The sequence below is a fragment of the Micromonospora sp. MH33 genome, from assembly GCF_003013775.1.
Lineage (GTDB): Bacteria > Actinomycetota > Actinomycetes > Mycobacteriales > Micromonosporaceae > Micromonospora > Micromonospora fulviviridis.
This window is the reverse complement of record NZ_MUYZ01000081.1, coordinates 1-23,234: the sequence shown is the minus strand read 5'-3', so window position 1 is coordinate 23,234 and position 23,234 is coordinate 1. Positions and strand designations below refer to the sequence as shown.

Sequence of the window (23,234 nt, the reverse complement as noted above, 5' to 3'; positions counted from 1 at the left end):
CGCCCGCCGCGCCGCCGGCTGCCCGGGCCCCGGCCGCGGCGGACAGGAACAGGGCGGCGCCGCAGGTTCCGTGCGGGTCGTGGGCGGCCGGGCGGGCCAGGTCGGACAGGGCGACGCCGTGCGCGGCCAGGAAGTCCTCGGCGAGCGCGGTGGGGTCGCCGCCGTCGGCGAGCCACCATTCCAGGCGGGCCCGTTCCACGAGCCGGTCCCGGCAACCGGGCGGGGATCCGGGGGTGTCGACCCCGATCGTTGGGAGCGCTTCCACACCGTCCGGTCGGTTCACACTCATCCGTTCAGCCGATTTCGGGTGAACAAGCCGCATCCTTGCTCGATACCGCGCGGTTGCGCTTGGTACTGTGCGTCACTGGTCATGTGAACCATGACACAGTGCCCCCACAGTCCGGAGAACCCGATGTGCCAGCACCTACCCACCTGCCCCTCCGCCGAGGCGACGGATCGCGAAGCCGCACGCGTCCTCGCCTGCTTCCCTGAGCAGGGCTGGAGCCTGCTCTGCAACGGTGTCATCGTTTTCGAGGACACCGGTGAGCTGCTTCCCGACGGCAGCACCATCGCCCCGCACCGCGGCCCCGCCCGGCACGCTCTCGTCGCTTAGACGATCACGCTCCGTCGCCGAGCGTACGCGCCGGCACCGCCGGCCGGGGCGGCGGCACTGCACCGCCCCGGCGTACCGCGCACATCAGCTCTCGAACGCCTCCGGCGCGGGGCACGAGCAGACCAGGTTCCGGTCTCCGTACGCGCCGTCGATCCGCCGCACCGGCGGCCAGTACTTCCCCGCCCGGTCCACCCCGGACGGGTAGGCGCCCACCGACCGCGGGTACGGGTGCGGCCAGTCGTCACCCGACACCATCGCCGCGGTGTGCGGCGCGTTGGCCAGGGGGTTGTCCCCCGCCGGCCACTCCCCCGAGCCGACCTTGTCGATCTCCTCGCGGATGGCGATCATCGCGTCGCAGAACCGGTCCAGCTCGGCCAGGTCCTCACTCTCGGTCGGCTCCACCATGAGCGTCCCCGCCACCGGGAACGACATCGTCGGCGCGTGGAAGCCGTAGTCGATCAGCCGCTTCGCCACGTCGTCGACGCTCACCCCGGTCGCCTTCGTCAGCGGCCGCAGGTCCAGGATGCACTCGTGCGCCACCAGGCCCTTGTTGCCGGCGTACAGCACCGGGTAGTGGTGCCGCAGCCGCGCCGCCACGTAGTTCGCCGCGAGGACCGCCACGCCGGTGGCCCGGGCCAGCCCCTCGGCGCCCATCATCCGCAGGTACGCCCACGGGATCGGCAGGATCCCCGCCGACCCGTGGTTGGCCGCGGAGATCGCCGGCCGCCCGTCGGTGTGCGCGCCGAGCGGGTCGCCGGGCAGGAACGGCGCCAGGTGCGCCCGCACCGCCACCGGGCCCACGCCGGGGCCGCCGCCACCGTGCGGGATGCAGAACGTCTTGTGCAGGTTCAGGTGCGACACGTCCGCCCCGAACCGTCCCGGCTTCGCGAAGCCGACCAGGGCGTTGAGGTTCGCCCCGTCGACGTACACCTGGCCGCCGGCGTCGTGCACCTTCGCGCACAGCTGCGCGATGCCCGTCTCGTACACCCCGTGCGTGGACGGGTAGGTCACCATGATCGCGGCGAGCGCGTCCCGATGCTTGTCGATCTTCGCGTCGAGGTCGACGAGGTCGACGTTGCCGTCGGCGTCGCAGCCGACGACCACCACCCGCATGCCGGCCATCACCGCGGACGCGGCGTTGGTGCCGTGCGCCGACGACGGGATCAGGCACACGTCACGGTGCCCCTCGCCGCGCTGCCGGTGGTAGGCCCGGATGGCCAGCAGCCCGGCCAGTTCCCCCTGCGACCCGGCGTTGGGCTGCACGCTGACCGCGTCGTAGCCGGTGACCTCGGCCAGCCAGCCCTCCAGCTGGGCGATCAGCTCCCGGTACCCGGCGGTCTGCTCGGCCGGGGCGAACGGGTGCAGGTGCGCGAACTCCGGCCAGGTGATCGGCTCCATCTCGGTGGTGGCGTTCAGCTTCATCGTGCACGACCCCAGCGGGATCATGCCCCGGTCCAGGGCGTAGTCGAAGTCCGACAGCCGGCGCAGGTAGCGCAGCATCGCCGTCTCGGAGTGGTGGGTGCGGAACACCGGGTGGGTGAGGAAGTCGCTGCCGCGGGCCAGGTCGCCGGGTAGCGCCGCGTCCACCTCACCGTCGACCCCGGCGACGCCGAACGCCGCCCACACGGCCGCCAGGTGCGCGGCCGTGGTGGTCTCGTCGCAGGAGATGCCGACCCGGTCGGCGTCGACCAGCCGCAGGTTCACGTTGCGCCGCGCGGCGGCGGCCACCACCTCGGCGGCGCGCCCCGGCACGGTCGCGGTGACGGTGTCGAAGAACGCGACGTCCGCGACCTGCACGCCGCCGGCGCGCAGCCCGGCCGCGAGCCGCGCCGCCGCCTCATGGGTACGCCGGGCGATAGCCCGCAGCCCGTCCGGGCCGTGGTAGACGGCGTACATGCCGGCCATCACCGCCAGCAGCACCTGCGCGGTGCAGATGTTGCTGGTCGCCTTCTCCCGGCGGATGTGCTGCTCGCGGGTCTGCAACGCCAGCCGGTACGCGGGGTTGCCGTCGGCGTCCTTGGACACCCCGACGAGCCGGCCCGGCAGCATCCGCTCCAACCCGGACCGGACGGCCAGGTAGCCGGCGTGCGGGCCGCCGAAGCCCATCGGCACACCGAAGCGCTGGGTGGTGCCGGCGGCGATGTCGGCGCCGATCTCGCCGGGCGGGCGCAGCAGGGTCAGCGCCAGCAGGTCCGCGGCGACCGCCACCAGCGCGCCGACGCCGTGCGCGGCCTCCACGAGCGGGCTGTGGTCGCGGACCGCCCCGGACGCCCCCGGGTACTGCAGGTGCAGACCGAAGAACTCGGCGGGCAGCTCGTCGCGCTCCACGTCGAGCACCCGCACGTCGATGCCGAGCGGCTCCGCGCGGCTGCTGATCACCGCGATGGTCTGCGGCAGGGTGTCGGCGTCGACCACGTACACCGGGCTCTTGCTCCTGGACGCGCGGCGGGCGAGGGTCATCGCCTCGGCCGCGGCGGTGCCCTCGTCGAGCATGGAGGCGTTGGCGGTGGCCAGCCCGGTCAGGTCGGTGACCATGGTCTGGAAGTTCAGCAGCGCCTCGAGGCGGCCCTGGCTGATCTCCGGCTGGTACGGCGTGTACGCGGTGTACCAGGCGGGGTTCTCCAGCACGTTGCGGCGGATCACCGCCGGGGTGTGCGTGCCGTGGTAGCCCAGCCCGATCATCGACACGGCCACGGTGTTGCGGGCGGCCAGGGCGCGCAGCTCGGCGATCGCCTCCCGCTCACTGGCCGGGGCGGGCAGGTCCAGGGCGCCGTGCCAGCGGATCACCTCGGGGATCGCGGCGTCCATCAGCTCGTCGATGGAGCTGTGCCCGACGGTCTCCAGCATCCGGCGCTCGTCGTCCGGGCCGGGGCCGATGTGCCGGTCGGCGAACTGCTCTGCGGTCATGCGCTGCGCTCCTTGTGGGGGCGAGGTCGACGGGTCGGCCTCCCCCTGAGTCGCGCTGACGCGCTCCACAGCGCCTGCCCACGTGGTCCTTTTGCCTGAGAGGTTCCGGGGAGAATCTGCCCCTTCGGCGCCGTCCGGGGAATTCCCGGGCGGTCTCTCCCACGTGGGTGGTACCGGCATGGTCAACGCTACCAGCGACCATGTTTCCGGCTCATGTCGTACCCCGCCCGGGGCGGCGGTCACACCGCGGCGGCGGGCACCGGCCCGGCGGCGACCCGGTCGGCCAGGGCGGTCAGCGCCGCGCCCAGCGGCGCGTCGAGGGTGAGCGAGGCGTACCCGTCGCCCCGGGTGGGACCCTGGTTGACGATGGCCACCGGGACGCCGAGCTTCGCCGCGCGCAGCACGAACCGGCGCCCCGACATGACGGTCAGGGAGGAGCCGAGCACCAGCAGCGCCCGGGCCCGCTCGACGTGGGCGAAACAGTCGGCGACCCGGGGCGCGGGCACCGTCTCGCCGAAGAACACCACGTCGGGTTTGAGCATGCCGGCCCCGCAGATGCCGCAGTCGACGGTGCGGAACCCGGCCACCGCCTCCTCGGGCAGGTCCACGTCGCCGTCGGGGTTGACGTGCGCGACGTGCGCGTCGAAGCCCGGATTCGCCTCGGTCAGCCGCCGGTCCAGCTCGTCGCGGGAGGTCAGGTTGCCGCAGTCCAGGCAGGTCACCTCGTCGAGACGGCCGTGCAACTCGATCACCCCGGTGGCGCCGGCGGCCGTGTGCAGGCCGTCGACGTTCTGGGTGATGATCCCGCCGAGCAGCCCGGCGCGTTGCAGCCGGGCCACCGCCCGGTGACCGTCGTTGGGGGCGGCCCGGGCGATCATCCGCCAGCCCAGGTGGCTGCGCGCCCAGTACCGCCGTCGCGCGTGCGGGTCGCGGGTGAACGCCTGGTAGGTCATCGGGGTGTGCCGGCGGGCCGCGCCGCTGGGCCCCCGGTAGTCCGGGATGCCCGACTCGGTGGACAGGCCGGCGCCGCTGAGCACCACCACGTCCCCGGCGCCCACCAGCCGGGTCAACGCGTCGAACGTCTCGGTCACCCGTCCATGCTGCCTCGCCCGCCGCCGCGCGGCGACCACCACCGCCCCCGGTGACCGCCGTCACCGCACCGCGACGGGCAGGTCCCGCCGAACCCGGCGCGCGACCCGTCCCGCGACTAGGTTGAAGGCATGCGCGTCGTGATCGCCGGAGGCCACGGGAAGATCGCCAAACTGCTGGAGCGGGAACTCGCCGGGCGCGGCGACACCGCCGTCGGACTGATCCGCAACCCCGAACACGCCGCCGCGCTGCGCGCCGCCGGCGCCGAACCGGTCGTCTGCGACCTGGAGCACACCGACGTCGACACCGTCGCCGGGCACCTGACCGGCGCCGACGCGGTGGTCTTCGCCGCCGGGGCGGGCCCGGGCAGCGGCGCGGCCCGCAAGGACACCGTCGACCGGGCCGCGGCCGTGCTGCTCGCCGACGTCGCGCAACGCGCCGGGGTGCGCCGCTACCTGCTGGTCTCCTCGATGGGCGTGGACCGGCCCCCGAGGGCGGGCACCGACGAGGTGTGGGCGGCGTACCTGCGGGCGAAGAAGGCCGCCGAGGACGACGTCACCGCACGGGACCTCGACGTCACCGTGCTGCGCCCCGGCCGGCTCACCGACGACGCACCGGTCGGCCGGATCACCCTGGCCCGGCACGTCGACCCCGGCGCGGTCACCCGCGCCGACGTGGCCCGGGTCCTGCTGGCCCTGCTGTACGCCCCGGACACCACCGGGCTCACCCTGGAGCTGGTCGGCGGGGAAACTCCGATCGCCGAGGCGGTCCGCGCCGCGGGCTGACCTGTCCACCGGCGGCCGTCCAGCTCGCCTCGTCCCGCACCCCCCCACCGCCACCGTCGCGCCACCCGGCTGACGGGCCGCCGCCCGGGTGACGGTCCGGCCCGCCCGGGTCATCCCGGTGGGCCGGACCGCCGCTCAACTGTCGGGCAGCTCAGCGCTGGTGGCGGGGCAGCGCCACCTGCGGCTGCGCACGGCCGACCCCCGGCGCCTCCCGGGCGATCCGCTCCATCGTCCGCGCCAACTGCTCGCTGCCGTCGTCGAGGTGCCGGGCCGCCGCCTGCATGTGCGAGATCATCATCTCGCCGAAGATCCGCAGCGCCTCCCGGGTGGCCACCGAGTCGTCGAAGTTCACCCCGGCGGTGCTGCGGTACTCCGTCACGGCCCGCTCGGCCTCCTGCTTCGCCTCCTCCGCCGCGGCCCGCATGTAGCTCTCGTACTGCATCCGGGCGTACTCGGCGACCCGGCGGGCGTAGTCGTGGGCCTGCGCGATGATCTGCTCGGCCTCCCGCTGCGCCGCCGACAGCAGGTTCACCTCCTTCGCCGCGGGCACCGCCGCCGCGTTGTCGGCGCTCGGGATCACCCCGTGCCGGTGCAGCTCCAGGTGGTCGTTGAGCCGCTCGTTCTCCGCCCGCAGGTTCGCCAGCTGGGTGGCCAAAAGGTCCAGCTCGTCGGCCACCTGCAGCCGGAACCGGTCCACGTCGGCGTGGTCATAGCCACGGCGGGTGAACGACGCCGACCCGAACTCCCACCGCCGCACCCGGTCCGCCGAGAGGCGCACCTGCACCGCACCACCGGTCACCTGACCCGCCTCGTACCTACTGATCGGGGTCGCGCTCACCGGGCCACCTCCGTTCGCGACTGCGGGGCTCGCAACACCGGCTCACTCCTCGCGCTCACCGAGCCACCTCCGTTCGCGACTGCGGGGCTCGCAACACCGGCTCACTCCTCGCGCTCACCGGACACCTCCGGAATCGTCAGGGGCGGTCGCGGTTCGCCAGGCCGGCCCGTACCAGTGCTTGCCGAAACCCTCGTGGTGCAACTGGCCCGGCTGGTAGCCGGCCCCGGTCAGCGCGGCCACCGAATGGCTCACCATCTCGTCGGAGCCGCATATGTACACGTGCCGGGACCGCCAGTCCCCGTCGGCCAGGACCTGGTCGGCGACCTGCATGAACTCACCCGGCCGGCGCGGGTCCGACCCCGCCACGTACGTCACCCGCAGCCACGGGAACGAGGCGGCGAACTTGTCGATCGCCTCGCTGTCGTAGAACTCCAGCCGGGAGCGGGCCCCCACGTACAGGTCCACCCGGCGGCCCACGCCCTCCGCCGCGACCTGCTCCAGCAGGGCCTTCACCGGCGCCCAGCCGGTACCACCGGCCAGCAGCAGCAGATCCGACGACCCGGCCTGCCACAGCGACAACCGGTCACCCACCGGCGCGGCCAGGTGCAGCTGGTCGCCGACCGCGCACCCGTACACCAGCCGCGACGACACCGCGCCACCCGGCGCGGCCCGCACGTGCAGCTCCAGCGTCCCGTCCGGGCGGGGCGCGTTCGCCGGCGAGTAGTACCGCCACGACCGCACCGCCGGGTGGGACACCCCGATCGACTGCCCGGGGATGAACTGCAGCAGGTACTGCGGGCGCACCGTCAGCACCGCCACGTCGAACGTGCGCCGCTCGTGCCCGAGGATCTCGGCCACCCACCACGGCGGCGACTTGGCCTCCGCGGCCTGCGCCGAGTCCATCATCACCTGCGCGACCAGCCCGTACGCGGCCGCCCAGTCGGCGGCCAGCTCGTCGGTCCACGCCTCGCCGCAGAAGTGCCGCAGCGTCGCCAGCAGCGCGTCACCGACCGCCGGGTAGTGCTCGGCGCGCACCGCGAACTTGCGGTGATCCGCGCCGAGGTCCTGGAGGAACCCGACGAGCCGGTCCACCTGGTCCACGTGGGACACGATGTGCCCCAGCGCGTTCACCAGGCGGTCCCGCTGCCCCGCCATGTTCGTGGGGAACATCTGCCGGGTCTCCGGGTGCGCCAGGAACAGCGTCGAGTAGAAGTAGAGCGGCACCTGATCGCCGTGCGCGGCGACCAGGGACCAGCTCTGCTTGAGCCTTGCCGCGTCCACGCTCAGGCGTTCCCCGCGGACACGACCTGGTCCTGCACCTGGCCCAGCACCACGTGCACGTCGGCGATCACATCGGCCGGCACGCCCAGCTCCACCAGCGTCGCCGTCAGGTGCTCGCCGACCTTCACGTAGTGCGCCACCGGGATGTTCAGCGGCTGGTGCGCCTCGGCCAGGCCCCGACCGGCGTACTCGTTCGGGCCGCCCAGCACCACCGCCAGCATCAGCGCCAGGTGCCGCCGCTGCTCGGGCATGTTCACGCCGGTGAAGTAGCCGGCCAGATCCGGGTCGGCCAGCACCTTGTCGTAGAACAGCTCCACCGCGGCCTTCACCGCCGCGGCGCCGCCGATGCGCTCGTAGTGGGAGATCGGGGTGGTCTCTTCGGTCACCGTCATGGTGGTTCCTTCCGAACAGGGGTCACGCGGGCAGCGCCGCGGAGGGGCAACCGGCAGCCCACGCGCGTCGCACCGGCTCCACCGAACGGCCACGCGCAAGCGACCGTGTCGGACCATAGCGTGTCCGCCGAAACGGTTCAGCCCTGCCCTATCCGATTCCCGACAACCGTCGCTCACGGACAGTCAACGACCCCGTCGCGCCGCTCGCGTCCCGCGATCACGCCGCCACGCACGGTGGAAAGCCGCACCCCACCGCGCCGCCGCCGGTCCTTTTCGGACACCACCGGTCCGCGCTCCGCCGGGGCGGCGTTTCCGCACGTCACGACCGGTCCGCCCGACCGCGGCAACCGTCACCCCGGGCCGGCCACCGCCCGACCGGCCCGGTCGACACGCGCTGTGAACAAAAAAAGGGGACCCCGCCATGCCCGTTCTGGGCGTGGCGCGGTCCCGAAGCCGCGACCGGGCGGTCAGCCCGCCCGACGGCGCGCCCGCCGCGCCGCCAACTCGTCCCCCACCGACTCGGACTCCGACTCCACCGGCGGGGCGGCCGGCTCCGGCTGCCCGCCCGCCGGCTCCGCCGGCAGATGCGACAGCGAACCCTGAATCTCCTTGAACGCGCCGCCGATCGCGATGCCGAACACCCCCTGGCCGCCCTGCAACAGGTCGACGACCTCCTCCGGGGACCGGCACTCGTACACCGTCGTCCCGTCCGAGATCAACGTGATGCCCGCCAGGTCCTCCACCCCACGCGACCGCAGCGCGTCGATCGCCTTCCGGATGTTCTGCAACGACACCCCGGCGTCCAACAACCGCTTCACGACCTTCAACACCACCAGGTCGCGGAAGGAGTACAACCTCGACGTCCCCGACCCGGACGCGTCCCGCACGCTCGGCACCACCAGACCCGTCCGGGCCCAGTAGTCCAACTGCCGGTAGCTGATGCCCACCGCGGGACACGCGGTCACACCCCGGTAGCCCACCTCGCCGTCAACGACCGGGTCAGGCTGCTGCTCCGTACTCGGACCAGGATCTCGCGGCTCATGCATCCGGACAACCTCCCCGCCCGTGCGGTGACACGCCGGCTCCCCGTACGTGCACCCCTCGACACCGCAACCCTAGCGCCGACACCGGGAGTCAACCCGCAGGAGACACCGCGACACGCCGCACCGCCCACCCGGAAGATCACCGACGGCGGCCAGCCGTCACCCACCGTGACAACCGCCGCCGTAGCGCCGACCGACCCACCGGCCGGCCACCTCAACCCGCGAAGTCCTCCGGACGCACCTGCTCCAGGAACTCCCGGAACTTCTCCACCTCGTCCTCCTGCTCGTCCGGGATCACGATCCCCGCCTCGGAGAGGACCTGCTCGGCACAACGAATCGGAGCCCCGACCCGCAACGCCAACGCGATGGAATCGCTCGGCCGCGCCGACACCCGAACGCCGTCACCGATCAACAGATCGGCGTAGAAGACGTTCTCCTTCAACTCGGTGATCTCCACCGCCCGCAACGGCGCCTGCAACGCCGCCAGCACGTCCCGCAGCAGATCGTGTGTCAACGGCCGCGCCGGCTTGACCCCCTGCTGCTCGTAGGCGATCGCCGTCGCCTCGACCGCACCGATCCAGATCGGCAGATAGCGGTCCCCCTCGACCTCCCGCAGCAGGACGATCGGCTGGTTGCTGGGCAGCTCCACCCGAACTCCGACCACGCTCAGCTCGCGCACCGCCGCCTCCGTGTCGTTGTCACCTACGCCCGCACCGCGCCCTTCCCTGCACGGTACACGGACCGCGACACGGGAGTCCCATGCGCTACGTGCACCACGCCTCGCCGGAAAGGGTTACCCCGGCAAGCCTACGACACGCTTCCCGGCACAGATCTTTCCGCGCCACCGACGGCGCCCCACCCACGGCGAAGGCCGGGCGCCCCCACGACACCCGGCCCCGACCCACCTCACCGACCCAACGTCGACCGCAGCCCCACCCGCACCAACGCCGCGTGCAACTGCTGCGACAACGCCACCAACTCCCGTGCCGTCTCCGCCGCCCGGGCCCGCGCCGCCGGATCCGACTGCCGCGCCAACGGCGCCACCAACTGCGCGAACAGACCGACCTCCCGGTCCGCCGCCGTCCGGTACGCCCGCAGGTGCCGCGGCTCCAACCCGTACGCCGCCAGCCCCGCCACCGCCCGCGCGATGATCAAGGCATCCGCGTCGTACCAGCCCGGCGGATCCGACACCAGCACACCGAGCCGCTCCAACTCCGCCAACGTCGACTCGTCGACCCCGCTGCGAGAGATCAGCTCAGCGCGCCCCAGCCGCACCTCCGACGACGCGGCGGGCGCCGCCACCTCCCGGCCCGGCACCTCACCACCCGGACCGACCGCCACCAGATTCGGCCGCTGCCGCCCCGCCGCCGCACCCGAGGCGTCCCACTCCGCCAACTGGTCCCGGATCACCCGCAACGGCAGGTACTGGTCCCGCTGCGCGGTCAACACGAACCGCAACCGCGCCACATCGTCCCAGCTGTACTTCCGGTACCCCGCCGGCGTCCGCTCCGGCTCCACCAGGCCCTCGGCCTCCAGGAACCGCAACTTCGAGATCGTGACGTCCGGAAACTCCACCCGCAACTGCGCCAACACCTCGCCGATGCTCATCAGCGCAGGCCCGCGCGCCTCCCCGGGCGGCGTCGAAGCCGCAGGCCCGTTCACCCCCGGCCGGCCTCCTCCTCCGGACGCGGACCAGCGATGAACACCACCCGGAACTTACCGATCTGCACCTCGTCGCCGTTGCTCAGCGTCGCCGCCTCGACCCGCTCCCGGTTCACGTACGTGCCGTTCAGGCTGCCCACGTCCCGCACCGTGAACGTGCCAGCATCCCGATGGAACTCGGCGTGCCGCCGCGAAACCGTCACGTCGTCGAGGAAAATGTCACTGTCCGGGTGCCGGCCGCTCGTCGTCACATCGTGGTCCAACAGGAACCGGGCGCCCGCGTTCGGACCCCGGCGAACCACCAGCAGCGCCATCCCCGGCGGCAACGAACCGGACATCCGGCTCGGCACCACATCGGTGTCCGGACCCTCCAGCACTTCGTCGAGCGAACCGAGATTGAGCGTCGAAGTGACGTCGAGCGGGGGGAACTCGTCGTCTGGGCGCGTCATGGGGACCACCTCACGGATCTGTTCGGTCGGCGTCGGGTAATGGCGGGTCTGGCCGCCGGGCCGAAACACACCCGGCGGCTGGCTCCCCGGTGCCCGGGAAGGCGCATTCCGCAACGCTCAAACTATTGGTTCTCGGTCAACTGGGCGAGCCTAGCCAGCGCCGAAAAACAGGGCAACCGGACGCGCGGAGACGACCCCGCCGCCCGGAACGGACGAACTCAGCTCTCGGTGAGCTCGCGGTACGCATCAGCGGTCAACAAACCCTCGACCGCCGCCGGATCATCCGGAGTGATCTCCACCAACCACCCCGCACCGTACGGATCCGTGTTGATCACCTCAGGGGTGTCGGACAACGCCTCGTTGCGCGCCGCCACCGTACCGCTCAACGGCGCGTAGATCTCCGACACGCTCTTCGTCGACTCGATCTCACCCAGCGACTCACCCGCCGCCACCACCGCGCCCTCGTCCGGCAACTGGACGAACACGATGTCACCCAGGGCATCCTGCGCGAAGTGCGTGATGCCGACCCGGACGGCACCGCCGTCCCCACCGGTCACCCACTCGTGCTCGGCGGTGTACCGCAGATCCTCAGGAATCACCAGCTGCGTCCTTCGTCATCAGTGCACCGGGGGAAACCGGCGCCGGCCGCGACCGGTCAGGAGACCGGCCGGGCGTGTTCCAGCTTGATCGGCGCGTGCAGCTGCGAAACCTCCACAGCCTCACTGTCCACCGGCGTCACGTTACCGCCGGCCTCCTCCACCGATGCGACCACCCCGCCGGGAATGTTCAACGCCGTACGCAGCGTCGCCGGATCGCCGATCACCGAGATCACGTACGGGCCGGTCAACCGCCGCCCGTCCACCACCAGGCCACCGCTCGGCCCGTCCACGAAATACGTCGACGCGATGATCCGCACCGCCGTCCCGTCCGCGCCCGCGATCTGCATCGCCTCCGCGCCCGCGCCCCGCAACTCCTGCACCGCGTCCAGGATCCGCGCCGACGAGATCGCCTTCTCCGGACCCTCGAACCGCACCGACAGACCCGGCCCCACCGCCGGCAACGTGCCCGCCAGGATGCCCAGCTCGTCCGCCCGGCGCGTCGCCTCCTCCAGCGCCGCCTGCCGGCCCTGCTCACCCGAACGCAGCTGCCGCTGGCTCTCCTCCAGCGCCTCGATGTCCTGCCGCAGCCGCCGCTCCCGCGAATCCAGATCCGACGAGATCCGGACCAGGTCCTCCTCCCGCGTCGCCGCGAGGGTCGGGTCCGCCGACGTCGTCTTCAACTGCACCACCAGGGTGAACCCCAGCAACGCCAGCAGCACCGCGATCATCGCGCCCGCCGACGTCAACCGCCGCGACACCGGCACCGGCTTCGCCTCAGCCGCGGACGCACCCGGTTCCTCCGCCGGCGACGGCACATCCTCCTGCTCGACCGGCTCCGCCGGCTCGGCCGGCGCCAACGGGCTCAACTCATCCGGATCGGGCGCGTCCGGGCGCGGATCCGGCTCACCGGCCGGACCCGACGGCCGCGCCGGCTCCGCCGGCTGCGGCCAGCCCGTGCCCGTCTCCCTGTGCTCCTCGCTCATCGCCACAAACCTACGCCCGGAACAGGTGCCGGCGGATCGCCGCCACGTTTCCGAAGATGCGCACCCCGAGCACGACCACCACACCGGTGGACAACTGACCGCCCACCCCCAACTGGTCACCCAGGTACACGATCAGACCCGCCACCAGCACGTTCGAGATGAACGACACCACGAACTGCTTGTCGTCGAAGATCCGGTCCAGCTTCGCCCGCACCCCGCCGAACACGGCGTCGAGCGCCGCCACCACGGCGATCGGCAGGTACGGCTGCAACGCCGCGGGCACCGTGGGATCCAGATACACCCCGAGCACCACACCGGCGAGCAACGCCAGCACCGCGATCATCGGCCACCTCCGGAGGGGCTGGAAGAGGTACCCGAACCGGACGGCCCGGGACTGGTCGAACCGGCGACACCCGAACCCGACGGGCTCGGGCTCACCGAGGGCTCGGCGTAGCGTAGCCGTGGCTGCGGAGCCGCCGGCAGGGTGAGGCCGTCCGCGTTCTTCACCCCGAACGACAAGCCCGTCGTCCGCGCCACGTCACGCATCAGGTCCGCCGCCCGGCTGTCGTCGAACCGGTCCCGCATCGACCCCGGCCCGATCGCCGTCACCTGGTACGGGCTCGTCACCGGCCGGTAGTCCACCAGGATCGCCTCACCGGCCGAACGGATCGTCGACGTCGCCGTCAACCGCTGCCCGTTGATCGCCACCGCCTCCGCGCCCGCCGCCCACAGCGCGTTCGCCACCTTCTGCAGGTCGGAGTACAGCACCCGGGACGGCCCCGCGCCCGCGCCGGTCACCGCGTCCCGGTCCGACTCCGCATCGGCCAGCCGCACCACCACACCGTCACCGCGCACCCGACCCAGGCCCGTGCCCGCCTCCAGGTTGCGCAGCCGCGACGCCTGCGACCCGCTCAACGCCGCGTCCCGCTGCCGGCCGACCTCCTCGCGCAGTTGATCCGCCCGCGCCGTCAACCGGTCCGTCTCCGCCTCGCGCTGCTTGATCTCGGCGATCAGCCCGGCCCGCGCCTTCGCCCGGCCCGGCTCCTCCGCCATCGTCTCCCGGTATGCCACCGCGAACAGGAACCCGATGACCAGCAGCACCACCACGCCCACCGGCCGGGCCAGCATTCGCCGCATCCGCGACGGCGGCGCCGCCGCCCGCCGGGCCGCAGCGTCGGCGTACCCCGGGTCCAGCGGGTTGCGGAACAGGTCGGTGAGGAAGTCCGGCGCGTACACCCGCGCCGACGGGTCGCGACCCTCGTCCTTGTCCCGAGGCGGCGTCGCGGTCACGCCACCGCTCCCGCGCGCCGCGCCCGCATCGCCCGGACCAGGCGGCCGGCCTGCACCACGTACATCGCCCCGGCCACCCAGTAGAGCACCAGGCCCCACCACGCCAGGCCCCAGCCGATCGCGCCGGCCGCGGTGGCCACGCCCGGGGCGGCGGCCGCCAGCAGCAGGATCGGGAACGCGGCCAGCAGCAGGAACGTGGCGGTTTTGCCCACGTAGTGCACCGGCGGCGGACCGTAGCCGTAGCGGCGCAGCACCCCCAGCGACCCGAGCAGCAGCAGCTCGCGGGCCAGCAGCGCTCCGGTGAACTGCCACGGCACCACCTCGCGGGCGGTGAACGCCAGCAGCGTGGCCAGGATGTAGAGCCGGTCGGCCAGCGGGTCGAGCAGCTCGCCCAGCCGGCTGACCTGCTGGAGACGGCGGGCGATCCAGCCGTCGACCCAGTCGCTGGTGCCGCCGATGGCCAGCACCACGATGGCGGCCACGTCGGCCTTGACCACGAGGAACAGATAGAGGAAGAGCGGCACACCGACGAGCCGGACGAAGCTGATCATGTTCGGCAGGGTGAGGACGCGATCCCCCACGACCGCCGCACCGCCGGGAGCCGGGTGCTCCGATGGAGCCGGCCGACGCGACACCGAACCCTCCCTCCGCAGCACGGTCCGGCGGCCGAGTGATCGGCCGCCGTGGGCACGTGCGCGTTGCCGGCCGGTCAGACGCCGGCGCCCTCTGCGATCCCGGGCTGGGACCTCCCCCTGCACGGCCCGCGATCGTGTCGATCAGGGGCCGGTGAGTTGCGCTGCCACTATATCGGGCTCCCCCGACCCGTCCCGGACCCCGCGCTGCGTGGGTGCTGAGGTCCGGTTTGTGTGCGGGGCCGCACCACCCGTAAGGCATCCTAGGACACTAGTTGCCCAGTGGCCGTGGGCTGGTGCCGCTCGGGTCAGGCCGTGCGGGCGGTGGAGTCGGCGGCGGCCTGCGGGGCGTTCATCGACGCGGCCTGGCCGAACGCCAGCAGGGCCAGCAGCAGTTCGTGCTGCACCCGGTTGGGCATCCGGTCCAGCACCGCCTGGACCGCCTGGTGCCGCCGCTCGGTCAGCTCGCGCAGCAGGGTCTCCGCCGCGGCCGTGGGGATCAGCCGGACCTCGCGCCGGTCGCGGGGGTCGGCCGCCCGGCGCAGCAGGCCGACCGCCTCCAGCCGGTCACAGAGCCGGCTCGCCGACGAGGGCACCACGTCGAGCAGCTCGGCCAGGCGGTTCACGTTGGTGTGCGGGTGGGCCATGATCAGCGACAGCACCCGCAGCTGGGTCGGCGAGACGCCGACGTTGTGCCGGGAGGTGGCGGAGTCGAGCACACGGACGAGCGCCTCGGCCGCCGCATCGATGGCCGCGGCAAGATTCGGAGGTCGCTCCACCCGCTGTCCCCTGCGATCGTCCCGCTCGTTTTCGCTCCGCCGGTCCGTCACCGCCCGCCGACGTCGTCCGCAGGGCTGGAACCGCGCCAGTCCAGGCAGACGACGACCGCGTCGTCGCGGAGATCCGCGTCGGCGTGGTACGCGTGCAGTTCGCGCATCACCGTACCAACTGCCTCGGTCGCCGGTTGCAACCGAGTGGACCGCATCGCGCGCGCCATGGCCCGGTCCCCGTACGGCTCCTGCCCGGCCGGCTCCGCCGCGTACACCCCGTCGCTGACCACGAAGAGCCGGTCGCCCGGTTGCACGCTGAACTCCTGCACGTCGTAGCGGGCCTCGGCGAACATGCCCAGCGGCAGTTGCTGCTCCAGAGCAATCGGGGTGACCGCGCCGCCGCGCAGCCGCAGCAGGTGCGGCGAGCCCGCGTCCACGGCCCGCACCAGGCCCCGCCGGCTGTCCAGCTCCAGCAGCAGCGTGGCCACGTGCCGGCTCCCCCGGTGCTGGTAGAAGATCGTGTCCGAGGCCAGTTCGGCCTGCTCCACCAGGCTGCCGCCCGAGCGCCGCGCGTTGCGCATGGCGTTGACGGTCACCGCGGTCAGCAGCGAGGCCGCCAGGCCGTTGCCGGTGCCGTTGAGCACCGTGACGGTGAGCCGGTCGCCGTCGACCGACCAGTCGAAGTGGTCCCCGCCCACCGTGTACGCCGGTTCGAGCTGCCCGGCCAGCACGAAGTCGCCGTGCACGACGCTGCGTCCGGGCAGCAGGTCCCACTGCATCTCGGCGGCCATGCTGAGCCGTTCCCGGCGGCGCGCCCGCCGGTAGCGGTCGGTCTCCCGGTCGGCCGCCCGCAGCGCCATCGCCAGATCGCCCGCGACGTCCCGGGCCGCCTCCACGGTCGCCGCGTCCGGCGCGGCCGGCAGCTCGACCATCAGCACGCCGAGCCGCTCCCCCCACGCCGACAGCGGCAGGTAGGCCCGGCAGCGCCCGTCCTCGGCAGCGTCCAGCACCGGCTGCTGGCTGCGGAAGCAGCGCTGCGCGACGCCCTGGCACGCGAGGAACCCGCCCTCGGGCAGTTCCGCGTCCAGCACCGGCCAGAGCCCGGTGAACCGGTAGTCGGCGACGAACACCTCGGTCCGCGACGCGCCGAGCACCCGGCGGACCGCCGCGTCGGCGGCCTCCGCCAACTGGTCGGGGGGCGCGGCGCGCAGGGCGCGCGACACCGCTCCGGACGGGTCCGGCATGCTGACATCCTCCGATGATGACTATTGCTATAGGGCAAGCATCATACGGAGGCCCGCCGACACCGGCACGCCCCGGCTCCGGCATACGCCGCGGCGGCGCCGGTCCCGGGTGGACGACCCGGGCCACTCAGCCGGCCGGCTTGGTGGCCACTGCGCCGTAGAAGGCGTCCGGCACCGGCGCCGGGGCGCCGTCCGGCCGCCACCGCGCCACCGGCACGATGCCGTCCGCCGTCGGCTGCCAGCGGCCCAGCAGCGGCGCGAACCGGCCGGGCGCCCGCATCCGGAACGCCGGCCCCATCATGGCCAGCGCCTCCGGGTACGCGGCCAGCTCCTCGCTGTCGAAGTCGATCGCCAGGAAGCTGCCCGGCGCGACGGCCTCGTACAGCTCGTCGAGGGTACGGGCCAGGGTGTCGTCGTCCAGGAACGCGGCCAGCCCGAGGAAGACCACCCCGACCGGCCTCCTCCCCCACCCCGGCACGAACCGGTGCAGCTGGGCCGGGTCGACGGTGCCGATGTCGGTGGCGTCGCCGTAGCCGTAGCCGGCCCGGTCGCTGTCGGCGAGCAGGCGCTGGCCCAGCCGGACCGTCACCGGGTCGACGTCGGTGTAGAGCACGGTGGCGTCCGGGGCCACCTCGTGCACGTTGCCGCGGGTGGGCACGCCCGCCCCGAACACCAGGAAGCCGTCCACCCCGGCGTCGGCGATCGACCGGACCGACCGGCCCAGGAAGTCGCGCAACGCGCGGAAGATCGCCGCGCAGGGACCGTACGCGCCCTCGAAGGCGCCGGCCGCGGCCACGTCCACCGGGTAGTGGTGCTCGCCGCCGAGCCAGTAGTCGATCATGCGGGCGGTGCTCGGCTGGTCAGGCTCGGCCATCGACGAAGCTCCCTCTCTCACGCGACGGTCGCCAGCGTACCCAGGGGTCGGCTCGTGCGGTATCGCCCCGGCGGCCACCCACCGGCCGCGATACTGGCCGCGGGCGGCCGACGGCGAGGAGGTACGGCGTGAACTCGGCGAACGGCGCGGCAGTGGTGGTCGGGGTGGACGGCTCCGAGGCCGCCCTGACGGCGGTGCGCCTGGCGGCGCAGGAGGCGGCCCGCCGACAGCGGCCGCTACGGGTGGTGCACGGGTTCATCTGGCCGCTGCTGCGCGTACCGCTGTCGCCCTCCGCCGAGGGGCCACCCGGCGGGGGCCTGCGGCACCAGGCCGAGGAACTGGTCGGCACCGCGGTCGCCGAGGCGGAGGCGGCCGCGCCCGGGCTTCGGGTCTCCGGCGAGATCATCGACGGGGAGGCCGCTGCGGTGCTGCTCGGCGAGTCCCCGACCGCCGCCCTCATCGTGCTGGGCGACCGGGGCCTCGGCGGGTTCGCCGCCCTGGTGGTCGGCTCGGTGGCGATCCAGGTCGCCTCGTACGCCGACTGCCCGGTGCTGGTCGCCCGCGGCACGCCACGCCCGGCCGGCCCCGTGGTGGTCGGGGTGGACGGCTCGACGCTGTCCCGCGCCGCGGTCGAGTTCGCCGCCGAGGAAGCCGCGGTCCGCGGCGCCCGGCTGCACGCCGTGCACGCCTACACCCACCCGGCCTCCACCGGTCCCGGCGACATGCAACCCCTGGTGTACGAGGAGAGCCAGCTTCGCGGCGAGGAGGACCGGGTGCTGGCCGAGTCGCTCAGCGGGCTGGCCGAGCGCCGGCCGGAGGTGCCGGTCACCCGGGCGGCCGTGCACGGCCGGCCGGTCGCGGCGCTCGCCGAGGCGTCCCGCGAGGCCCAGCTGCTGGTCGTCGGCCGGCGGGGCCGTGGGGAGCTGACCGGCCTGCTGCTCGGCTCGGTGAGCCAGGGGGTGCTGCACCGCGCCGACTGCCCGGTGGCCGTGGTCCGGGCCGGCGACTGAACGGTTGGCCCCGCCCCGGGCGGGTAGACGGTACGGACATCCACAGCGACCGGAGGAGGCAGCGATGCCAGGACCACGGCCGGGCAGCAACGCGTACGACAAGGAGCGGGCGCGGCTGCGGGATCTGATCGAACAGTCCGGGCGGGCCGCCGACCAGGAGGCGAACCAGGTCGCGAACCGGATTCTCCAGGACGACCGCGGCCAGCGTGGCGTGGTGCGGGGCGAACGGACGTTCGGCCCCAAGGGTGAGCGCGAACCGGGCGACCCGAAGTGAGGACGGCTCCCGCGGTCGACGGCGCCATCGCGGGCGCCGTCGGCAGCGCCGCGTTGAACGTCGTCAGCTTCCTGGACATGGCGCTGCGGGGCCGCCCGGCGAGCAGCACCCCCGAGCAGACCGCGGGCCGGCTGGCCGACGCGGCGCATGTGGACCTCGGGCCCGAGGAGAAGGCGGCGAACCGCCGCTCCGGCCTCGGGCCCGTCATCGGATACGGCACGGGCATCGCCGCCGGTGCGCTGTTCGGGCTGCTGGCAGCCCGCCGCCGGGTCCCGTTGCCGCTGGCCGTGGGGCTGCTCGGCGGCGGGGTGATGGCCACCTCCGACGGCTCGATCGCCGCGCTCGGCATCAGCGACCCGCGGACCTGGCGTAGGGCCGACTGGGTGTCCGACCTGGTGCCGCACCTGGCGTACGGAGCGGCGGCCGCAGCCACCTGGTGGAGGCTGCGGCCGCCGACGCGGCGGGGCTGATCAGCCCCGCCGGTCGCTCTCGTCGTCGGCCACCGGCTCGCCGGCCGGGCCGTACGGCGAGACCTGCCCCTTCGGGACCGGCCGCCCCACGTCCGCGTTCGAGGTGCCGCCCTTGCCGTGGGGCCCCCTGCTCCCGGCCTGGGGAATGAGTTCGCGGCTGTCCTGGCTGGTCGCGCCCTTGTCGTTACGGCGTAGTTCCTCCTGCTGCGGCTTGACCACAGGTCTCTCCTTCCGGTGGCAGCGCACGGCGTGGGCCGCGCACCTGGTCCGGGTACCCGCCGCCGCCGGGCGCATTCCGGCCCGGCCCCGGGCGTCTGGTCCGGCGCCGGGCGGGTACCCCAACCGGATGCCAGACGATCGGAAGATGGCGCGGGCGCTGCTGGACCGGCAGTCCCGCACCTACGCGGAGGAGGCCGGGATCAACCTTGCCGACCGGCCGGGGCCGCTCTACCAGTTGCTGGTGCTCACCACGCTGCTGAGCACCCGGATCCGGGCCTGCGTAGCGGTCGCCGCGGCGCGCGAACTCTTCGCGGCCGGCTGGCGGACCCCGCAGGCCATGGAGGCGGCGAGCTGGCAGGAGCGGGTCGACGCGCTCGGTCGGGGCCACTACCGGCGCTACGACGAGCGGACCGCCACCATGCTGGGCACCGGTGCCCGGCTCTGCCTGGACCGGTGGCACGGGGACCTGCGCCGGATGCACAAGGAGGCCGACGGCGACCGGAGCGTGCTGCGCAGGCTGCTCACCGAGTTTCCCGGCATCGGCCCGACCGGGGCGGACATCTTCCTCCGCGAGGTGCAGGCGGTCTGGCCGGACGTGCGCCCGTACGCCGACCGGCGGACCCTGGCCGGGGCGCGCCGGCTGGGCCTGCCGGCGAACCCGGGCGGCCTGGCCGGGCTGGTCGGCGAGGCCGACTTCGGGCGGCTGGCGTCGGCGCTGGTACGGGTGGCGCTCGGCGAGGAGTCGGCCGGCGAGATCAGCCGCACCGCAGCGGCGGCGCGCTGAACCGGCACCGGTCGGGCCGCGGCGTCACTTGGCCGGGCCGGGCTTGGTCAGGTTCCAGGCCAGCGCCGAGGCGAGCAGGGCCAGCAGCACCACGCCGCCGGAGATGCCCTCGCCCTCCCCGCCGCTGCTGCGATGGCCGGTGGCGCCGAAATAGATCACGGCCAGCCCGGCGAGCACGGTGACGAACGTCCGCAGTCCTCGGTCCTTCACGGTCCGGACGCTACGGCCCTCCGGCGGCCCGAAAGGCCCGTTTCGCGCGCCTGTCCCCCGGTCGGGGTCACTGTTTCCGGCAGCCGGCGGCCGGACCGCGCAGCCGTACCCGGCGGATCACCCGGCCGGCCACCTCGACCACCTCGACGGTGAGCCCGGGCAGCCGGACCAGCTCCCCCGGACCGGTGGGCAGCCGACCCAGCCCGGCCAGGACCAGCCCGGCGACGGTGGTGTACTCCCGGGTCAGCGGGAAGGTCAGCTGCACTCCGGCCTCGGGCAGGTCGTGCAGCGGGAAGTCGCCGGGGAGCAGCAGCGCGCCGTCCGGCTCCCGGACCGCCTGGTGCACGTCCCGGTCGGTCTCGTCGTACAGCTCCCCGACCACCTCCTCGAGCAAATCCTCCATGGTGACCAGGCCGTCGACCCCGCCGAACTCGTCGATGACCAGGGCCATCTGCTCGTGGCGTTGGCGCAGCTGCCGCATCGCGTCGGCGACCGGCAGCGTGCCGGGCAGCAGCACCGGCGGCCGGGCCCGCTGCCCGACACCGGCGCCGCCCGCGTCGACCAGGTCGCGAATGTGCACCACCCCGCGCACGTCGTCCAGCCCGCCGGGACCGGTCACCGGCGCCCGGGAACGGCCGGTACCGGCCAGCCGGCGCATGGCCTCCGCGGCCGACAGCTCCACCGGCAGCATCGTCACCTCGCGGCGCGGCACCAGGACCTCGCGCAGGGTACGGCCGGCGATGTCGAACGCCCCGGCCAGGATCTCCCGCTGCTGCGCGGAGAGGCCGCGCTGGCTGACCAGCATCTCGCGCAACTCCTCCTCGGTCACCTCCTGTCGGTTGGCCCGCGGGTCGCCGCCGGCCAGCCGGACCAGCACGTCGGTGGTCCGACTGAGCAGCCACACCGCCGGGCGGGACACCCGGGCGAGCAGGTCCAGCGGCGAGGCGCTGAGCAGCGCCCAGCGTTCCGCCGACTGCATGGCCAGCCGCTTCGGGGCCAGTTCGCCGACGACCAGCGTCACGAAGGTCAGCACCACCGTCACCAGCACCACGGCCACCGGGTGGGCGAACCGGCCGAGGAAGCCCAGCGGGCCGACCAGCGGCTCGGCCAGCGACACCGCGGCGGCCGCCGAGGCGAGGAACCCGGCCAGGGTGATGCCGAGCTGGATGGTGCCCAGGTAGCGGTTCGGTTCCCGGGCCAGCCGGGTCAACCGCTCCCCGCTCCGCCCCGCGCGGCCCAGCCGCCGCAGCTGCCCCTCGCGCAGCGTCACGATGGCCATCTCGGCGCCCGACAGCGCCGCGTTGATCAGCACCAGGACCAGCACCAGGACGAGCTGGCCGGCCATCAGTCGGTCTCCAGGTCGTCGAGGGAGATCGCGTGCGTCATGAGCCACCGGGCCAGCGCGGCCATCCCGAACAGCCACAGCGGCGCCGACTCGGTGGTGCCGTTCGTGGCGAAGATGGCGAACCGCAGATCCGGTGCCCGGTACGCCTCGATCCGCCACCGGTGGTTCCTGTCCCGCCAGACCGCCGAAGGGTCCATGGCGTCACGGTAGGTGACCGGGCGCGGCCGTCGGTGCCGCTTGGCTCAGCCGCCGGGCACCACGTACCCGCCGAACAGGGAGGCCAGGCCGGCCACCGCGACCGACAGGAGCAGGCCGCCGAGCAGCAGCCAGCCCAGGCCCGCCCAGCCGGAGCGGCGCGGCCGGGCCGCCGGCACGTCGCCCCGCCAGCGTTCCCGATGGAGCCAGGCCAGCACGCCCAGACCGAGCGGGAGCAAGCCGATCCAGAACCAGAACCAGCGGGTGCCGGCCACCCGCGGCGGCCCGGCCACCAGCATCAGCAGCCAGCCGACGCCGATCGTCAGGGCCAGCAGCCCGGCCGCGTTCGCCAGCGCGTCTGCGAGGGTGTCGCCGCCGTGGGTGGTGGCATCTCGGGCGCGCGGATCGGCCAGCGGATCCGCGCCGCTCTCCGGGGCCCGCGTGGGCACGCTCGCGTGGCGGACCTGGCCGTCCGGCCGGGTCCAGACGACCATCCAGGCGCCCTCGGCGTACCGCGGCTCGGGGCGGCGACCCCAGGTGGAGCCGGCCTGCCACCCGTCGGCCCGCGCCATGGTAACCACCCGGCCGGCGGCAAGATCGCGCTCCAGCTCCGCCTCGTCAACGGCGCGGGGCGCCGTCCACCAGGCCAGGGCGGCCCAGACCAGCCAGCACAGCGCCACGGCGAGCGGCAACGCCCGGCGGCGCAGCCACGGCCGGTCCAGGAGGGCGGCACCGGGCGGGTCGATCATGCAGTCACCCTCGCATCCCGGAGCAACGCTCAGCCGGGCGGGAGGACCACCTCGCGGGCGTCGTCGGGCAGCCGCCGGGTGGCGCCCCGCCGGTCGAGCAGTTCCAGCAGCGGCACCGCCACCCGGCGGGTGGTGTCCAGCGCCTGCCGGGCGGCGCTGAGCGTGAACGGCTGCGGCAGCCCGGCCAGCACCCGCACCGCGTCGTCCAGGGCGCCGGGCAGCAGCACGACGTTGTCGGCGAGCCTGAGCAGGGCGCCGGCGCGCACGGCCGCCCCGATCTCCCGGGGGCCGAGGCCGAGATCGGCGAGACGGTGGGCCTCGGGGGCCTGGAACGGGCGGTCGCCGTACTCGGCGCGGACCCGGGCCACCGCCCGGGCCACCGGTTCGGGCAGCGCGTCGCCCGGCGCGGCGGTGACCCGGCCGGCGCGCAGCCGCAGCGGCGGGCGCAGCAGCGCCTCCACCAGCGCCCGGTCGGGCAGGTCGAGGCGGTGCCGCAGCACGTCGACCGGCACACCGGCCGCCAGGGG

The 23,234-nt window shown here is 74.0% G+C and carries 29 protein-coding genes, 1 pseudogene and 1 riboswitch; of the genes and pseudogenes, 6 read left to right on the top strand and 24 right to left on the bottom strand.

What is annotated here, in order from left to right:
* Positions 1–289: pseudogene (locus B0E53_RS15235) on the bottom strand (anthranilate synthase component I family protein); the annotation flags it as partial.
* Positions 290–412: 123 nt separating this feature from the next.
* Here B0E53_RS15235 and B0E53_RS15230 point away from each other — a divergent pair.
* Positions 413–613: a DUF5999 family protein gene (locus B0E53_RS15230; protein ID WP_091306916.1), complete on the top strand. Its 201-nt coding sequence runs from the start codon at positions 413–415 to the stop codon at positions 611–613.
* An 84-nt stretch (positions 614–697) separates the two neighbouring features.
* Here B0E53_RS15230 and gcvP read toward each other — a convergent pair whose 3' ends face one another.
* Both gcvP and B0E53_RS15220 read right to left on the bottom strand, forming a co-directional pair.
* Positions 698–3,520, bottom strand: coding sequence for an aminomethyl-transferring glycine dehydrogenase (gene gcvP / locus B0E53_RS15225; RefSeq protein ID WP_107076664.1), 2,823 nt, complete (start codon positions 3,518–3,520; stop codon positions 698–700).
* Between the two features lie 73 nt (positions 3,521–3,593).
* Positions 3,594–3,692, bottom strand: a riboswitch (glycine riboswitch).
* A 67-nt stretch (positions 3,693–3,759) separates the two neighbouring features.
* Positions 3,760–4,611, bottom strand: coding sequence for an NAD-dependent protein deacetylase (locus tag B0E53_RS15220; RefSeq protein ID WP_107076663.1), 852 nt, complete (start codon positions 4,609–4,611; stop codon positions 3,760–3,762).
* Positions 4,612–4,740: 129 nt separating this feature from the next.
* Between B0E53_RS15220 and B0E53_RS15215 the strand changes: the two genes are divergently transcribed.
* Positions 4,741–5,394 (top strand): NAD(P)H-binding protein, encoded by a 654-nt coding sequence (locus B0E53_RS15215; protein WP_107076662.1) that lies wholly within the window; start codon positions 4,741–4,743, stop codon positions 5,392–5,394.
* Between the two features lie 151 nt (positions 5,395–5,545).
* Here B0E53_RS15215 and B0E53_RS15210 read toward each other — a convergent pair whose 3' ends face one another.
* The 15 genes from B0E53_RS15210 to B0E53_RS15140 form a co-directional block, all read right to left on the bottom strand.
* Positions 5,546–6,232 carry a DivIVA domain-containing protein gene (locus B0E53_RS15210; RefSeq protein WP_107076661.1) on the bottom strand — a complete coding sequence of 229 codons (687 nt, stop codon included), beginning with the start codon at positions 6,230–6,232 and terminating at the stop codon, positions 5,546–5,548.
* 114 nt (positions 6,233–6,346) lie between these two features.
* The gene (locus tag B0E53_RS15205) at positions 6,347–7,513 is read right to left on the bottom strand and encodes a globin domain-containing protein (RefSeq protein ID WP_107076660.1); all 1,167 of its coding nucleotides are present in this window, start codon (positions 7,511–7,513) and stop codon (positions 6,347–6,349) included.
* A gap of 2 nt (positions 7,514–7,515) precedes the next feature.
* Entirely contained in the window at positions 7,516–7,905 is a 390-nt protein-coding gene (locus B0E53_RS15200) for a group 1 truncated hemoglobin (protein WP_107076659.1), read from the bottom strand.
* 467 nt (positions 7,906–8,372) lie between these two features.
* A complete protein-coding gene (locus tag B0E53_RS15195; RefSeq protein WP_107076658.1) occupies positions 8,373–8,951 on the bottom strand; it encodes a MerR family transcriptional regulator in 579 nt (192 codons plus the stop codon).
* Between the two features lie 211 nt (positions 8,952–9,162).
* Positions 9,163–9,627 carry a bifunctional nuclease family protein gene (locus B0E53_RS15190; protein ID WP_073833177.1) on the bottom strand — a complete coding sequence of 155 codons (465 nt, stop codon included), beginning with the start codon at positions 9,625–9,627 and terminating at the stop codon, positions 9,163–9,165.
* A gap of 227 nt (positions 9,628–9,854) precedes the next feature.
* Positions 9,855–10,556 carry a MerR family transcriptional regulator gene (locus tag B0E53_RS15185; protein WP_210406068.1) on the bottom strand — a complete coding sequence of 234 codons (702 nt, stop codon included), beginning with the start codon at positions 10,554–10,556 and terminating at the stop codon, positions 9,855–9,857.
* Positions 10,557–10,606: 50 nt separating this feature from the next.
* The gene (locus tag B0E53_RS15180; protein WP_107076656.1) at positions 10,607–11,059 is read right to left on the bottom strand and encodes an FHA domain-containing protein; all 453 of its coding nucleotides are present in this window, start codon (positions 11,057–11,059) and stop codon (positions 10,607–10,609) included.
* Positions 11,060–11,277: 218 nt separating this feature from the next.
* The gene (gene gcvH, locus B0E53_RS15175; protein WP_107076655.1) at positions 11,278–11,658 is read right to left on the bottom strand and encodes a glycine cleavage system protein GcvH; all 381 of its coding nucleotides are present in this window, start codon (positions 11,656–11,658) and stop codon (positions 11,278–11,280) included.
* Between the two features lie 56 nt (positions 11,659–11,714).
* Complete coding sequence (locus B0E53_RS15170; RefSeq protein ID WP_107076654.1) at positions 11,715–12,641, bottom strand: DUF881 domain-containing protein; 927 nt, start codon at positions 12,639–12,641, stop codon at positions 11,715–11,717.
* A 10-nt stretch (positions 12,642–12,651) separates the two neighbouring features.
* The gene (locus B0E53_RS15165) at positions 12,652–12,984 is read right to left on the bottom strand and encodes a small basic family protein (protein WP_007071104.1); all 333 of its coding nucleotides are present in this window, start codon (positions 12,982–12,984) and stop codon (positions 12,652–12,654) included.
* Positions 12,981–13,931, bottom strand: a complete 951-nt coding sequence (locus tag B0E53_RS15160) for a DUF881 domain-containing protein (protein ID WP_107076653.1) — start codon at positions 13,929–13,931, stop codon at positions 12,981–12,983. Before B0E53_RS15160 ends, B0E53_RS15165 begins: the two co-directional genes overlap by 4 nt.
* Positions 13,928–14,512, bottom strand: coding sequence for a CDP-alcohol phosphatidyltransferase family protein (locus tag B0E53_RS15155; protein WP_348639663.1), 585 nt, complete (start codon positions 14,510–14,512; stop codon positions 13,928–13,930). The genes B0E53_RS15160 and B0E53_RS15155 overlap by 4 nt, the downstream gene beginning before the upstream one ends.
* 359 nt (positions 14,513–14,871) lie before the next feature.
* A complete protein-coding gene (locus B0E53_RS15150; protein ID WP_107076652.1) occupies positions 14,872–15,342 on the bottom strand; it encodes a MarR family transcriptional regulator in 471 nt (156 codons plus the stop codon).
* Between the two features lie 47 nt (positions 15,343–15,389).
* Positions 15,390–16,577, bottom strand: a complete 1,188-nt coding sequence (locus B0E53_RS15145) for a PP2C family protein-serine/threonine phosphatase (protein WP_107076651.1) — start codon at positions 16,575–16,577, stop codon at positions 15,390–15,392.
* A 127-nt stretch (positions 16,578–16,704) separates the two neighbouring features.
* Positions 16,705–17,451: an SAM-dependent methyltransferase gene (locus B0E53_RS15140; protein WP_107076650.1), complete on the bottom strand. Its 747-nt coding sequence runs from the start codon at positions 17,449–17,451 to the stop codon at positions 16,705–16,707.
* A 128-nt stretch (positions 17,452–17,579) separates the two neighbouring features.
* Here B0E53_RS15140 and B0E53_RS15135 point away from each other — a divergent pair, with 128 nt between their 5' ends.
* The 3 genes from B0E53_RS15135 to B0E53_RS15125 all read left to right on the top strand — a co-directional run bounded on the left by B0E53_RS15135 (position 17,580) and on the right by B0E53_RS15125 (position 19,205).
* Positions 17,580–18,461, top strand: coding sequence for a universal stress protein (locus B0E53_RS15135; protein WP_107076649.1), 882 nt, complete (start codon positions 17,580–17,582; stop codon positions 18,459–18,461).
* A 64-nt stretch (positions 18,462–18,525) separates the two neighbouring features.
* Positions 18,526–18,735, top strand: a complete 210-nt coding sequence (locus B0E53_RS15130; RefSeq protein ID WP_091306867.1) for a phosphatidylethanolamine-binding protein — start codon at positions 18,526–18,528, stop codon at positions 18,733–18,735.
* Positions 18,732–19,205, top strand: a complete 474-nt coding sequence (locus B0E53_RS15125; RefSeq protein ID WP_107076648.1) for a hypothetical protein — start codon at positions 18,732–18,734, stop codon at positions 19,203–19,205. The genes B0E53_RS15130 and B0E53_RS15125 overlap by 4 nt, the downstream gene beginning before the upstream one ends.
* On the opposite strand, the gene B0E53_RS15120 is transcribed toward B0E53_RS15125, so the two are convergent.
* Positions 19,206–19,424, bottom strand: coding sequence for a hypothetical protein (locus B0E53_RS15120; RefSeq protein WP_107076647.1), 219 nt, complete (start codon positions 19,422–19,424; stop codon positions 19,206–19,208).
* 127 nt (positions 19,425–19,551) lie between these two features.
* On the opposite strand from B0E53_RS15120, the gene B0E53_RS15115 reads away from it, so the two are divergent.
* Complete coding sequence (locus tag B0E53_RS15115) at positions 19,552–20,208, top strand: hypothetical protein (protein WP_107076646.1); 657 nt, start codon at positions 19,552–19,554, stop codon at positions 20,206–20,208.
* 24 nt (positions 20,209–20,232) lie between these two features.
* On the opposite strand, the gene B0E53_RS15110 is transcribed toward B0E53_RS15115, so the two are convergent.
* The 5 genes from B0E53_RS15110 to B0E53_RS15090 all read right to left on the bottom strand — a co-directional run.
* On the bottom strand, positions 20,233–20,418 hold the full coding sequence (locus B0E53_RS15110; protein WP_091306855.1) for a hypothetical protein: 186 nt from the start codon (positions 20,416–20,418) through the stop codon (positions 20,233–20,235).
* A gap of 67 nt (positions 20,419–20,485) precedes the next feature.
* The gene (locus tag B0E53_RS15105) at positions 20,486–21,763 is read right to left on the bottom strand and encodes a hemolysin family protein (protein WP_107076645.1); all 1,278 of its coding nucleotides are present in this window, start codon (positions 21,761–21,763) and stop codon (positions 20,486–20,488) included.
* On the bottom strand, positions 21,763–21,960 hold the full coding sequence (locus B0E53_RS15100) for a hypothetical protein (protein ID WP_091306848.1): 198 nt from the start codon (positions 21,958–21,960) through the stop codon (positions 21,763–21,765). The genes B0E53_RS15105 and B0E53_RS15100 overlap by 1 nt, the downstream gene beginning before the upstream one ends.
* Positions 21,961–22,005: 45 nt before the next feature.
* Positions 22,006–22,707: a hypothetical protein gene (locus tag B0E53_RS15095; RefSeq protein ID WP_107076644.1), complete on the bottom strand. Its 702-nt coding sequence runs from the start codon at positions 22,705–22,707 to the stop codon at positions 22,006–22,008.
* Positions 22,708–22,736: 29 nt separating this feature from the next.
* Positions 22,737–23,234, bottom strand: a 498-nt coding sequence (locus B0E53_RS15090; RefSeq protein WP_246835409.1) for a SelB C-terminal domain-containing protein, incomplete at its 5' end; no start/stop codon positions are given.